The following is a 13,879-nucleotide window of genomic DNA, read 5'->3' on the forward strand; positions in this document are numbered from 1 at the left end:
ACCCTTTTAATTAAAATCCCATAACTTATAATCACTTGTTGAAACTGCAAAAATACCTTTTTCTTTTAAATCAGCAACTTCTTCCATCGATTTTATCAAACCACCTGCAATCACTGGATAGTCATATCTGCTCTTTTTTTGTCTATTGATAAAATATGGTGCTGCAATTCCGGGCAAGATTTCAACTGCATCAACAGTTTGAGGATTAAGAGATTTTTCTGCACTGAGAAGAGAGGCTGAATCCAAAAGAAAGACTCTCTGCACAGTCATCAGACCATGTCTGGAGGCTTCTTTAATTAAATAACCTTTTGTAGAAATTATTCCATCACAGAGATTATTTTCTGCTAAATATTTAATTCCTTCCCTATCATGAGCGATTCCACTAACCAGATCAATATTTACCATTAAAATTTTATCACTGGCATGAGCCAATTCCATTGATTTTTTTAAATCAAAAATTGAACCAGTCAATAAGAAAATTAATACTGCTTTTTCAATATTCATTGCTCTCTCTAAATCCTTTATTTCCCGAACTGCAGGAATAATAGGATAATTTTTAAAATAACCAACTAGATGTTTCAAATCTCTTCCTCCCTAAGAAAACTCCCAGCCATCTGACCGGGAGTAAATAATAATTACTTTAAGAATTTAAATCAAATCTATTAACTAATTGATTCAAATTAGCAGACATATCAGCTAGAGAATCAGCAAGTGAAGTAATTTCTTCTATTGACGCATTCTGTTCCTGACTTGCAGCAGCTACTTCTTCTGTATTGGCAGAAGTTTCTTCCGAAATACTTGCAATTTCCCCAACTTCCTGTACGATTTTTTCACTATAATTATCTACTTCCTCCACAATTTTGATTGAAGAAGCTATACCGGTGGAAGCATTTTTTATTTTACTTTCTATATCAGCAAAAGAGTCTTCAGCACTACTTACAACTCTTTCTCCATTTTGAATTTCTTCAATACCATCATCCATCCTCGAACTTGCTGTTTCAGTTTCAATTTTAACATCCTCTACCAGCTTTCTGATTTCACCTGCTGAATTTACTGATTCTTCGGCCAGTTCTCTAATCTCATCTGCAACTACTGAAAATCCACGTCCAGCCTCTCCTGCTCTTGCTGCCTCAATTGCCGCATTTAAAGCAAGTAAATTTGTCTGTTCGGCAATATTATTAATAATATTTAAAATCTCATCGATTTCATTCGAAATTGATTCTAAATTAGAGATACCAGAAGCAACTTCCTGGATAGCATTTCTAATCTTTGCCATCTGGCTGCTAACCTTATCCATTTCTGTTTTACCACCTGCAGCTGCTGTTTCCATATCTTCAGCCAGAGATTCAACTTCCTGATTCGACTGTTTTAATTTTTCAATATCATTTGCCAGAGTTTTAATTTGCTGATTAATATTATCAACACTGGCAGCCTGATCATCTGCACCAGAAGCAACATCATTTATTGATTGTGCTACTTGAGTAGAAACATCTCCAACTTCTGTTGATACTTCCTTTAAATAGCTGGAAGATTCTTCAACTTCATCTGAAGCCTGATTAATATTTAAAATTACCTGCTTAAACTCTTTAACCATATTATTAAAAGATTTACTCAATTTGCCTATCTCATCGTTTTTATCTGCACTTTTAGTTAATAATATTTTTTCACTTAAATTACCTGCAGCCAGTTCATCAAAAGCCACAATTAAACTATTTAGTGGTTTTAGCTGCCAGTTCAATAATAAATAGTTCGCAACAAATAAGACAATTACACCAATTAAAGCAATAATTAAAATTATATTTCTAACATTATTTACAGGGCCATTAATTACTTCCTGAGGTACATCAATTCCCATGTAAATTCCATATTCTTCACTTATCTGATCAAAATAACGAGTTCTATTATCTCCTACTTTAACTGCAGATGTCTTTTGATTATTTATCTGTTCTGTAAACCAGGGATCTTCAATTTTAGTTCCCATTAATGATCTATCCAGATTACTTAAAATATATCCATCAGAATTGACCAGGCTAAAAGCAGAGACATTTTCCAGTGATTCCAGAGTATTACTATAAAACACATCAAGATTTGTGGCCATTACATAATAGCCAATCACTTCTTCTTCCCCATCTGCGTTTTCTTTTGTGATTTCAGATCCAAATAATACATGTGGTTTACCATTTATAATATGTACTTCTTCACTAGAAATATTTTTATACTGGTCTTCCGGTAATGTTTTCCCGGCATATTCATAAATATTATTCTCACCCTCTACCCGAGAATCAACTAAGACAATACCACTGGCAGTAGTGACATAAGAAAATTGAGTTTCTTTAAACATTCGGTTATTATCTCGGAGCAGAGAAGCTCTATTAGTAAAGGTACTCATCCAGCCACCACCAGCCAGATCAATTAGTTCTCCCTCTTCAACATAATAGTTACTCATATTAACTAAATTATAAACATCTTCAAAACTGGCAAAATAGTTTGTTCTCTCCTTGAGCCGATTTAATTTGCTTAATATTTCTTCTTGCTGATTATGTCTTATTACATCTATCCTCTGATCAATTTGATCTGACATAATATTCTGAGTATAACTATAAGTAAAAAATGATACCGCAGACATAACTATGATCACAATAATTGTTAAAATAATACTTATTTTCCACTTCAAATCCATATTTTTTAGCAACAGCAACATCCCCTATTTCTTTTATTTTTTTAAGTTTTAACCCTCTATAATAATACTTTGATTTAAAAAGTTAAAATCCTGCTTAATTAGAGAGATTTATTATAAAAATAATAGAAAAATACCAGAAGATAAAAAATCTTCTGGTATAGATAAATTATTTTTTTATAATTTTTCCTGCATATCCCTTGTAGCAACAATATTTGCTCCAGTGCCGAGTATATCCTCTATCAAAACATCTCCCATTTTTATTGGCGCTTCAACTTCCTTTTTTCCTATAATTTCCATAGCCTTAAACATCTTTTCTAAGGGAATCTGTTTTGTTGTCTTTACAGGACAGAGAGCTAAAGCTCCGTTCTTAACTCTTATAGTTGTCGGTAAAATTCGGGTTGGGGCTACTATCTCCTCTTCGGCATAACTCTGTCCCTGAGGACAGGCATTGCCTTTAATATCGATTATCTCATCACCTTCGTATTCAACTGTAACTTCACAACCTTTAGGACAGGCTACACAGGTGAGGGTTTTAGTTTCTATCATTTTATTCTCCCTCCTTTTCAATAATATCAACTTTAATCTCACTTAGATTATCTAAATCATCCAGTGTCTTTTGAGCAAGAGGTACACTTATCATCTCTCCCGGTTTAGCGAAAGGTTCAGAAAAAGAATATAATTTCTCTCCGTCAGCATATAAATTAATATCAACTGCTGTTAAAGGAGTTGATACCCTCATATAAAGCGGAATCCGCTTCCTATCTCCCGACTCAAGTTCAATTTTTTGAGGAATAACATAACTTACATTTTCCCCAGCTTTAACTTCAGCACATTTACCTGTTTTTTCGAAATTATCTTTGATATACTTGGCAGCATGAGCACCTGCAATTTGAGATTCTTCTGTTACCCAGTCTACTAAATCATGTACATGCAGCACATTTCCACAGGCAAAAATTCCTTCAATATTTGTTTCCCGACCTTCATTAACTATTGGTCCCCCTGTGCGGTCATCTAAAATCACATCCGCCTTTTTAGAAAGCTCATTTTCCGGAATTAGACCAACTGATAATAATAAGGTATCTGCCTTAATTGTTTTTGCAGTTTCTGGAATAGGTTTTAGATTTTCATCAACTTCAGAAATTTCAACTGCCTCCAGGCGGCCTTCTCCTTTAATTGCAGTTACTGTATGGTTTAACATCAGAGGAATATCATAATCTTCCAGACACTGAACAACATTTCTGGTTAGACCACCTGTATAGGGTAAAAGCTCACAGACTGCTTTAACATCAGCACCTTCCAACTTCATTCTCCGGGCCATTATTAAACCAATATCTCCTGAACCCAGAATTACTACTTCATCTCCCGGTACAAAACCTTCAATATTAGTATAGCGTTGAGCTGTTCCCGCAGTGATAACTCCAGCCGGTCTGGTACCCGGAATACCAATTGCTCCTGCAGTTCTCTCCCGACATCCCATTGCCAGCACTACAGCTTTAGCTTCTATTTCTAAAAAACCCTCTTTTTTATTCATGGCATAAACTTTTCTATCTTTTGTAACATCTAAAACCATTGTGTCTAATTTTACTTCAATATCTCTTTCCTCAATATCATTAATAAATCTCTGTGCGTATTCCGGTCCGGTAAGTTCTTCCTTAAAGTGATGAAGACCAAATCCATTATGAATACACTGGGGCAAAATTCCACCAAGTTCAAAATCTCTTTCTAAAATCATTACATCATTTATACCATCATCATAAGCTGTTTTAGCAGCAGCCAGTCCAGCCGGACCTCCACCAATTACGACTAAATCTTTTTTAACTTTAAGCATTATTCATCACCCTGCTTCCAAGTAATTCTTTAATTTTATATTCTAAAATTTGAGAATTTCCTTCTTCCTGTTTAACTTCAGTTGGATCAATACCGAGCTGCTCAGCCAGAATATCTACAACTCTTGGACCACAGAATCCACCCTGACATCTCCCGGCTCCAGCTCTGGTTCTGCGTTTAACAGCATTTACCGTTCTGGCTCCAACCGGACCGTTAATTGCATCCAAAATTTCTTTATAGGATACAGTTTCACAGCGGCAGATTATCTGACCATAATCTTTATTCTGATCTACCATTTTTGCTCTTTCTGTATTTGACATTTCATAAAATCTAACTGGTTCTTCTCTAGTTTCAATAAAATCTTTCTTTTCTGATAAAATTAAACCTTCATCTTTTAGAATATCCGCTGTATAACCTGCTATAGCGGTTGAAGAAGCAAGACCAGGGGATTGAATTCCAGCTACATTGACAAAACCTTTAACATTCTCTGCAGCTTCAATCACAAAATCTTCAGTGTCATCTGCCGCTCTTAAACCGGCAAAAACTCTAATTGTATCTCTTAAATCTAGTTCAGGATAAAGCTTTTTGGCTCCATTATAAACTTCTTTTAAGCCTTCTCTAGTTGTAGCAAGGTCAGTTTTACTTTCTACATTATGAGAAGTAGGCCCAATTAAAAGATTATTCTCAACTGTTGGAGTAACTACAATACCCTTACTGATTGGAGTTGGAACAGGAAAAACAACATGATTAACCTCAAAATCTTTAGCATGATCATATATATAATATTCTCCCTTGCGAGGAGTAATATTAATTTTTTCAATTCCTACCATTCTGGCAATCTCATCAGCATAAAGACCGGCCGCATTGACTACATAGTCAGCAGCAAAGTCTCCCTGATTGGTTTTTACACCAATTACTCTTCCTTCATCAACTAAAACATCTTCAACTGCGGTTTCTAATTTCACTTCTGCCCCATTGGCTACTGCATTCTGAGCCATAGCCAGTGCTGCCTCCCAGGGAGTTATTACACCTGCTGTGGGTGCCCAGAGAGCTTTAACAGCCTTTTTAGATATATTTGGTTCGTGCTCCAATAACCACTCACGATCAACAATCTCCATATTTTTAACATTATTTTTTAAACCCTTTTGATAGAGTTCATCAATAACACTTAAGTCATCATCTTCAAGTCCTACAACCAGTGAGCCAATCTCTTTATAAGGGATATTTAATTTTTTGGAAACCTCTCTAATTTCTTCATTTCCCTTAACATTTAAACGTCCTTTAAGTTTATCAGGATCAGCATTATAGCCTGCATGCATAATTGCAGTATTTGCCTTTGTAGTCCCTGTCGCTACATCCGCTTCTTTTTCCAGAAGCAAAATATCCAAATTATATCTGGCTAACTTCCAGGCTACAGCACAGCCAGAAATTCCGGCTCCAATTATTATTACATCATATTTTTTATTCAATGAATTTCCCCCCTAAAATATTATAAAATAATTTTATAGTCGTATATATACTTCTCTAATCATAATAAAATTTAAATATTAACTTCATTATCTATTCTTCAGACCAGTTTTTAGAACGCTCAACTGCTTTTTTCCAGCCTTTATATAATTTTTCTCTTCTCTCAGCAGCCATCTCAGATTTAAAATCTTTATTTTTCTTCCACTTTTCAATCAACTCTTCTTTATTTTCCCAGTATCCTACAGCCAGTCCCGCTAAATATGCTGCTCCTAAAGCAGTGGTTTCATTAATTTCGGGTCTTTCTACTTCTGAGCCAAGTATATCTGCCTGGAATTGCATTAAAAAATCATTCATTGCTGCACCACCATCTACTCTCATTTTTTTAAGTTCTATCCCCGAATCAGCTTCCATTGCTTCTAAAACATCTCTACTCTGATAGGCAATTGATTCCAGAGTAGCCCTAATGATGTGATCCTTAGAAGAGCCTCTTGTTAAACCGACAATTGTACCCCTGGCATACATATCCCAGTAGGGAGCTCCCAGTCCGGCGAAAGCTGGAACTACATATACCCCACCTGTATCATCAACCTTCCGAGCATGTTCTTCTGATTCTGGAGCAGAATTAATTAATTCCATCTCATCTCGAAGCCACTGAATTGCAGCTCCAGCAATAAATATTGAGCCTTCTAAAGCATAATTAACCTTGCCATCTACGCCATAAGCTATAGTTGTTAAAAGTCCATTTTCCGACTTCACAGCCTTTTCTCCAGTATTCATTAGCATAAAACAGCCAGTTCCATATGTATTTTTTGCCATTCCCTCTTCGTAGCAAACCTGACCAAAGGTAGCAGCCTGCTGATCGCCTGCAATACCTGCAATTGGAACATTTTGACCAAAAAAATGATAGTCAGCTGTTTCTCCGTAAACCTCACTTGATTGTTTTACTTCGGGCAGCATTGAGGCTGGAATTTCTAAAATGTCAAGCATCTCCTGATCCCATTCTAAATCAAATATATTATAAACCATTGTCCTGGAAGCATTGGTATAATCAGTTACATGTGTTTTACCACCTGTCAGCTTCCAGATTAACCAGCTGTCAATGGTTCCAAATCTTAATTCCCCATTTTTGGCTTTTTCTCTAGCACCCTCCACATTATCCAGCAACCATTTAATTTTTGTTCCAGAAAAATAAGCATCCACTACAAGACCAGTTTTACTTTTGATTGTTTCTTCTAAACCCTGTTCTTTAAGTTGATCACAGATTGCAGCAGTTCTTCTATCCTGCCAGACAATAGCATTATGAATAGGTTTGCCAGTTTCAGCATCCCAGACAACTGTGGTTTCTCTTTGATTGGTGATTCCAATCGCTGCAATTTGAGAAGGATTAATATCTTTTCTCCCCATTGCATCTGCCATTACAGCCAGAGTAGTACCCCAAATTTCATCTGGATCATGCTCAACCCAACCCGGCCTGGGAAAATGCTGAGTAAATTCTCTCTGTGAAGAAGTAACAATTTCTCCGTCATGATTAAAAACTATTGCCCGGGAACTTGTGGTACCCTGATCAATTGCTAAAATATAATCTTCCATTTTTATATTCCCCCATTTATTTTTATTTAATACCTTAAAAGATAAATGAATATTTAAACTCTTATAATCAATTTCTAGATTCTAATTCATTTTTCCTTTTAAAATACAAAAAACCTTATTGAAATTTAGATAAAATTGGGTAAACTACCCCCTCTAAATCTCAATAAGGTTTTCTCTTCGGCTCAACCTCTTTTTTTATTTAACTTTAAACAAAGTATAGCATTAAAAATAATTATTGTCAAACACTTTACAAAGTTTAATTAATAAACAAATTATAAAAAGGAAATCTCTTAACTAGAAATTCCCCTTTTATATTTATTAGACTAAATATTTGATCTAAAAAGATTTATTTTTTCAATAACTTTATTTTTTACGCCTTCCCGAGCTGCTCCCATAATTTTTGTACATTCAATTTCATCAGGGTTTTCTTCCCAGACACCCTTAATTCCCTGATTAAATGCAACCTTTAATTCAGTACCAACATTCACTTTAGAAATCCCAATATCTATTGCTTTTTTGACACTTGCTTCTGGCACACCAGAACCTCCATGTAAGACTAATGGTACATCAACCTTTTCTCTAATTGCCTCCAGCCTCTCAAAATCTAATTTGGGTTCTCCATCATAAAAACCATGTGCTGTACCTACTGCTACTGCAAGTACTGCGACTCCTGTTTCTTCAACAAATCTTTTGGCTTCTTCCGGATCAGTTAGTGCACTTTCTGTTGACTCTTTTCCATCTTCAATCCCCTGCAGTTTACCTAATTCTGCTTCTGCGTATATTCCATATTCTGCTGCTTTTTCAACCACTTTTCTGGTATTTGCTATATTTTCTTCAATTGGTAAATGAGAACCATCATACATTACTGATGAAAAACCGGCCTCAATGCACCTAAAAACTATCTCTAAATTATCTCCATGATCTAAATGTAAACAAAGTGGTACTGAACAATTTTTTTCTGCTGCTTTTACTGTATTAATTAAATAATCTATTCCATAATATTTGAGAGGGCGCTCTGTAATTGCAATAATTACAGGTGACTGTGTTTCTTCGGCTGCCTCTACCACTCCCTGAACATATTCCATATTATGTACATTAAAATTACCGACCGCAAAACCATTTTCTGTTTCTGCTAAAATTTCCTTTAGATTTATCACTTATACCTCTCCTATTGCAAAATTATTTTAAAATATTAATATTTAACGAAATTAAGAAAATTTAAGTTCAATATTTATCGTATTTTAATTTATAAAATATATAATTATAAAAATATTATTCATTTAAAAATAATCCCGGATAACCTCTTAAAAATTCAATCATTTCATTTCTTTTAGGCGGTCTTCCATTTCTAATATAATACCCTGCTGTTACACTTGCAACTGCAAGTTGAATTTCTCTATCAGCTGAAAGTAAAAGCCCCAGTATATATCCTCCATTAAAAGTATCTCCTGATCCAGTTGTTAACAAAGGTTTTTGACAGTAAGGTTGTTTTAATTTTTTTACACCGTCAGCCGCTGCACTTACCGCAAAACTGTTCGTATGCAGCACAAAATTAGATATTCCCATCTCAGCTCTTATTGCAGCTGCCATCATTTTATAACTTTGATTATCATTATTATTTTTTATAGCCAGGGCTTTAGCTGTATCTAGAGCTTCAGTCCTATTTAAACTTACCGTAATTTTAAAATATTTTTCAAGTTCAGATAAACTTTTAGCAAACATTCTCAAGTCACTATCACTTCTTTTTTTAACGTTACCAAAATCCATAAACAAATGTCTTTTTTTTCTACTAATTTCAGGAAGTATTTCTTCTTTTATGCCTTTAATTATTTTATTATAATAGGGCATATTAGCCCAATAACCAAAAGCAATAAGATCTGATCTCTCAAATAATTTTATCAATTTGTCTAATCCTACTTTATATTTTATTTGAGTCCAATCCAGATTTCTCACATTTTCATTATTAGGAAACATTAATTTTCCATCATTAAATTCAAAAATCTGGGCACTGCAGGGTTCACCTAAATTTATAATCTCTGATTTTTTTATTATATCCTTAAAAATTTCTTCACCTTCAAAAAAGGCCATCAAGGTTGGTTTTAAATTAAACACTGTTAAAACTCGAGCCGTGTTAGCATTAAACCCCCCTGCTCTTTTATCTTTCCTCAATATTTCTGTGCTCAATCCTCCCCCGGCTGACTCTTTTATCCTCTCATTTAAAGTCAACATTGACTTCATTAATTTATAGTCTTTAACTGAGTTTCTTTCTTCAACCAGAGACCATACATTATCTACAAAACCATCAAAACCAAAGAGTATTTTTGCTTCAAATTCTTTCTCTTCGATATCTTTTAGTCTCTTTAATGTTTTTTGACTTATTTTTTTAATCTCATTAAAAGACAATATTACACCTCCAGAATGCCAAATGATATTAATTACTTTTAAACTAAAATTTAATTCGAGCTCTAAATTATAACTTCAGTATTTTCACCATTTATAGCTGGCTTGGCACCTTTTTGAATTAGATCTTTTTTATCAGAATGAACTAAAAGCCACTTATTTTTTGCAAAAAGATATGGATCATCATGTCCCTGATAAGCTAACGGCTGGTTAGTTCCATCAAGCAGTATTACCGCACATTTAAAACCTTCTTCTTCAGTCCGACAGGGAGCAAAATGAAGACTGGTACCATAAAGTTCTATAACATTTCCTTCTTTTAAATAAAAAGCCTCTATATTTCTAGAATTATAACCGTTTGCTTTAATATCTTTTTTCTCTCCTAAAAGCAATATCAAATCTGTAACTGCGATATTAATTTCTGAGCCATTGTGATATTCAAGACCATTAAGATAAGAATTTTTACCATTACAATAACCTATCTCAATTGACATTTCTCCATAATAATCTCTCTCTATTTCTTTTTTTATTTCTGAATCACTAAAATATTCTAAATCTGCCTGATATATATTTCCTTTTTCCGGAATTTTAGTTTCAGAACTTAAATAATTTTTTATTTTTTCAAATCTTTGATCAACTATTTTCCTACCATATTTTTGAAATGACTCTGATTCTATGGTTTTAATCTCTAAAGCTGGATTTAGCATTTTTAATCTTTTTAAATTTTTTTGACCGCTCATGAAATTTCTGCTGCCTCCTTAAACAGTTTCTTATACTTTGACTCTTTTCTATAAAACACCGGTGGTTGACCCAGTGGGGCTTTAACTTTAATTTCTCCACCACTGTATTCTTTTCCATTCCAAAAGTGAATCCAATTATCTTCCGGAAGGTAGAGACTCCATTCCTTTTTGTTTTTTTCATATACTGGAGCCACCATAAGATCACGGCCAAGTAAATATTGATATTTTAAATCATAGACTCTTTTGTCTTCTTCGTAGTGTAAAAATAAAGGTCTCTGTACGGGAATTCCTCTTTCTGCATTTTCTTTAACCGCATCCTTTATATATTTTTTAAGTTTAGTATAGACATCAGTCATTTTACTTAGATGCTCTATAGCCTCTCTATCATTATAAAACTGAAAATTATCATCTGGTCTATTACCCTCATGGGTTCTCATTACTGGAGTAAAGGCTGCCATTTCTGCCCAGCGCATAAATAATTCTTTACTCCTTATATTACCGTGCAGACTTGTATAGCCACCTATATCACTGTGATGTAAACCACAGCCGGTCATCCCCATTGAAAGGGCTGCCGGAATAACTGAGGCCAGACCATCGTCCAGACTCCAGTTAACACTCTGATCTCCTGCCCACATTAAAGTACAGTATTTCTGATTTCCTGTAAATCCTGCTCTCATAAAATATAAAACTTCCTCTAATTTCCCTGCCTCTTTAACTGCTTCATAATTCAATCTGGCCCAAATTGCAGGCCAGGCATTATGCATAATTTCAGCACTTTTACTATTATTCAAAACACAGTCGGTTGGCAGATATTCACCAAAATCAGCCATCCAGCCAGCAAGACCAAAATCAATTAAATTTTCTTTGATTACTTCTTTATACCAATTAAAAGCTTCAGGATTTGTAAAATCAACTACCCCACAGTAAAATTCACCGAAATCAACTAAATAAATCTCACCTTCACTGTCATAAGCAAGATAATCATGCTCTACTGCCTGTTGATAAAGACTTTTACCTTCCAGAACATAAGGATTAATATACCCCATAAAACGAATATCTTCTTCTTTGAGTTCTTTTATTTTTTGATCAAGTTCTGGATATAATTCTTGATTCCATTCCCAGTTCCAGCTCAGTCTTTTACCAAAACTAGTATGTTTTACACCTTGCCAGTCCTGGCACCATAAGGCAGAAAGTTTAAGCCCTTTCTCCTTTAGCTCATCTTTTTTATCAAAAACAAATTTTGTTCCTCCCTGTATACCTAAAATTAGGCCATTATATACCCAGTCAGGAAGTTCTGGCTGTCTACCTAAAAAAGCAGTCAGTTTTTCTATTATCTCAAGATAATTCTCTCCTGTTTCAAAAAGAAGATATTCTGGTATCTCCCAGACTTCAAGTTCATGAAACCCTTCGTTTTTAAAGTTAAAATCAAGGTAAGCAGTACTCTCCAGATGACAGTAATACTTCTCAGTTGAAATAAAAGTAGGCTGAGGATAATTGGTAGTATAATAATCCCCTCCTGCTTTATCTTTAACATCAGCCTGCCAGGTTGTATATGTGTTTTTATTTCTACCTACACCAGGTTCTGAAGTCCAGAGCGGAAAGTTTTTCCCTCTCAAGTTAAAATAAGATAACTGTTCCCCACAACCATATATCTTTTCTTCTTTTTTAGCATTAACTCTCAGCCAGATTCGGTTGGCATTTATATTATTTTCAAGAAATTCTATTTTTAGCTGTCCTTCTGAATGTCCAACCTTTAATTTGAGGCTGAACTTTTCTTCAGGACATTTTTTCAACTTGATTAAATAATCGTTATCTTCTTTTGCAATTACAAAATATTTTAATGGTATTCGGCTTTCTAAATAATTTTCTATATCAAAATTACCTCTATACATATTGTATTCTGCTTCTCCCTGCCCAATAAATATAAAAGGAGATTTATCTGAATGCTTAATTAAAGTTCTTCCATTAAATTCTATTTTAAACTCATTTTCTTTTTCAAATAAATTTAGCATAAAAGTTTTCCTCCAAACCTATAATGAAAATAGTAAATGCTAATATATACTACATTATTTTCAGCAATTTTTTGATTAATCAATTCCTCCTACAGCAAGTCCGGAAATAATATACTTTTGTAAAATCAAGGCAAAAATGAAAATTGGAATTAAGATTAAGCTCCCAGCTGCTGTCATAGAACCCCATTTAGGTCCAAACTGACCAATAAAACCACTAACAACTATTGGAGCGGTTTTTAGTTCAGAACCTGCTAAAATCAGAGCATAAAGAAAATCATTCCAGGAAAAGAGAAAACTAAAGGTCGCTGAGACTACAAGACCAGGAGCCACCAGTGGAACAAATATTTTATAAAATGCTCCAAAGCGAGAACAGCCATCGATTAATGCAGCTTCTTCGTAAGCTTTTGGTATTCCCTGAAAAAAAGGTAGAGTCATCCAGATTACATAAGGCATAATAAAACTAACATGGGCCAGTATTAAACCGAAATATGTATCAAGTAAGGCCACCTTTCTCATTAATAAAAATAAGGGTACGGAAAGAGTGATTGGAGGTATCATTCTGCTGGCTAAAATTGCCAGTCCTATTTTCTGATCACCTTTAAAATTAAATCTCGCAAAACTGTAAGAAGCCATAACTCCAAAGACAACTGAGATAGTTGTAGTTACGAGAGCTATAATCATACTATGTTTCAAATTATTTAAAAAAGTTCGATCAATCAAGACTTCCTTATAATTATCTAAAGTTGGCATAAAAGCCGAAAATGGATTTGCATTAAAAATATCGATTTGTGATTTAAAACTGGTTAAAAACACTAAAATAATCGGAAACAATTCTATCAATAATAATATTAAAACTGAAATATAAAAAATAGCTTTTTTATTCAATTTCCACTTACTTACATCTTTATTTAGCAATTATATCACCCCACTTTAAAATTCAAATTGTGTTTTAACCAGATAAATTGAAAATGCGAGTGCAATGGCAACTAATACATAAGAGGCTGCCGCTGAATATCCCATTTCATAAAAATCAAAGGCATTTTTATAAATAAATATTGACATAATACTTGTCACTAGCATTGCATAAAAATATTTAAGCATTGTCAAATTTAAGTTATTGAGAAACTATACTATCTACAGAATATTCAGTCACACCCTTATCCTTT

At 34.0% G+C, this 13,879-nt stretch carries 12 protein-coding genes; all 12 read right to left on the reverse strand.

Translation table 11 applies throughout. The features are described from left to right. Window positions 1-6: 6 nt before the first annotated feature. Window positions 7-582, reverse strand: coding sequence for a glycerol-3-phosphate responsive antiterminator (locus tag DFR80_RS02085; RefSeq protein WP_076545140.1), 576 nt, complete (start codon window positions 580-582; stop codon window positions 7-9). Between the two features lie 58 nt (window positions 583-640). Next, window positions 641-2,692, reverse strand: coding sequence for a methyl-accepting chemotaxis protein (locus DFR80_RS02090; protein ID WP_076545142.1), 2,052 nt, complete (start codon window positions 2,690-2,692; stop codon window positions 641-643). A 162-nt stretch (window positions 2,693-2,854) separates the two neighbouring features. Continuing rightward, window positions 2,855-3,226 carry a DUF1667 domain-containing protein gene (locus DFR80_RS02095; RefSeq protein ID WP_114489080.1) on the reverse strand — a complete coding sequence of 124 codons (372 nt, stop codon included), beginning with the start codon at window positions 3,224-3,226 and terminating at the stop codon, window positions 2,855-2,857. 1 nt (window position 3,227) lies between these two features. Further along, complete coding sequence (locus DFR80_RS02100) at window positions 3,228-4,508, reverse strand: NAD(P)/FAD-dependent oxidoreductase (RefSeq protein WP_076545145.1); 1,281 nt, start codon at window positions 4,506-4,508, stop codon at window positions 3,228-3,230. After that, window positions 4,501-5,976 carry an NAD(P)/FAD-dependent oxidoreductase gene (locus DFR80_RS02105; protein WP_076545146.1) on the reverse strand — a complete coding sequence of 492 codons (1,476 nt, stop codon included), beginning with the start codon at window positions 5,974-5,976 and terminating at the stop codon, window positions 4,501-4,503. Before DFR80_RS02105 ends, DFR80_RS02100 begins: the two co-directional genes overlap by 8 nt. Window positions 5,977-6,067: 91 nt before the next feature. Beyond that, complete coding sequence (glpK, locus tag DFR80_RS02110; protein WP_076545148.1) at window positions 6,068-7,564, reverse strand: glycerol kinase GlpK; 1,497 nt, start codon at window positions 7,562-7,564, stop codon at window positions 6,068-6,070. A gap of 323 nt (window positions 7,565-7,887) precedes the next feature. Further along, on the reverse strand, window positions 7,888-8,721 hold the full coding sequence (locus DFR80_RS02115; RefSeq protein WP_076545149.1) for a class II fructose-bisphosphate aldolase: 834 nt from the start codon (window positions 8,719-8,721) through the stop codon (window positions 7,888-7,890). 115 nt (window positions 8,722-8,836) lie between these two features. Next, window positions 8,837-9,967: a hypothetical protein gene (locus DFR80_RS02120; RefSeq protein WP_076545151.1), complete on the reverse strand. Its 1,131-nt coding sequence runs from the start codon at window positions 9,965-9,967 to the stop codon at window positions 8,837-8,839. 62 nt (window positions 9,968-10,029) lie between these two features. Next, complete coding sequence (locus DFR80_RS02125) at window positions 10,030-10,701, reverse strand: DUF4867 family protein (RefSeq protein WP_076545152.1); 672 nt, start codon at window positions 10,699-10,701, stop codon at window positions 10,030-10,032. Beyond that, window positions 10,698-12,713 (reverse strand): alpha-glucosidase, encoded by a 2,016-nt coding sequence (locus DFR80_RS02130; RefSeq protein WP_076545154.1) that lies wholly within the window; start codon window positions 12,711-12,713, stop codon window positions 10,698-10,700. Before DFR80_RS02130 ends, DFR80_RS02125 begins: the two co-directional genes overlap by 4 nt. 75 nt (window positions 12,714-12,788) lie before the next feature. Next, on the reverse strand, window positions 12,789-13,628 hold the full coding sequence (locus DFR80_RS02135) for a carbohydrate ABC transporter permease (protein WP_084566152.1): 840 nt from the start codon (window positions 13,626-13,628) through the stop codon (window positions 12,789-12,791). 15 nt (window positions 13,629-13,643) lie between these two features. Further along, entirely contained in the window at window positions 13,644-13,814 is a 171-nt protein-coding gene (locus tag DFR80_RS15170; RefSeq protein ID WP_158537670.1) for a hypothetical protein, read from the reverse strand. Between the last annotated feature and the right edge of the window lie 65 nt (window positions 13,815-13,879).

This window comes from Halanaerobium sp. ST460_2HS_T2 (assembly GCF_003337665.1).
Taxonomy (GTDB): domain Bacteria; phylum Bacillota; class Halanaerobiia; order Halanaerobiales; family Halanaerobiaceae; genus Halanaerobium; species Halanaerobium kushneri.

Excerpts from the sequence above, each read along its gene's own strand:
- glpK (WP_076545148.1), bottom strand. The coding sequence starts at position 7,564 with ATGGAAGATTATATTTTAGCAATTGATCAGGGTACCACAAGTTCCCGG.
- DFR80_RS15170 (WP_158537670.1), bottom strand. The coding sequence starts at position 13,814 with ATGCTTAAATATTTTTATGCAATGCTAGTGACAAGTATTATGTCAATA.
- DFR80_RS02095 (WP_114489080.1), bottom strand. The coding sequence starts at position 3,226 with ATGATAGAAACTAAAACCCTCACCTGTGTAGCCTGTCCTAAAGGTTGT.
- DFR80_RS02130 (WP_076545154.1), bottom strand. The coding sequence starts at position 12,713 with ATGCTAAATTTATTTGAAAAAGAAAATGAGTTTAAAATAGAATTTAAT.
- DFR80_RS02100 (WP_076545145.1), bottom strand. The coding sequence starts at position 4,508 with ATGCTTAAAGTTAAAAAAGATTTAGTCGTAATTGGTGGAGGTCCGGCT.
- DFR80_RS02125 (WP_076545152.1), bottom strand. The coding sequence starts at position 10,701 with ATGAGCGGTCAAAAAAATTTAAAAAGATTAAAAATGCTAAATCCAGCT.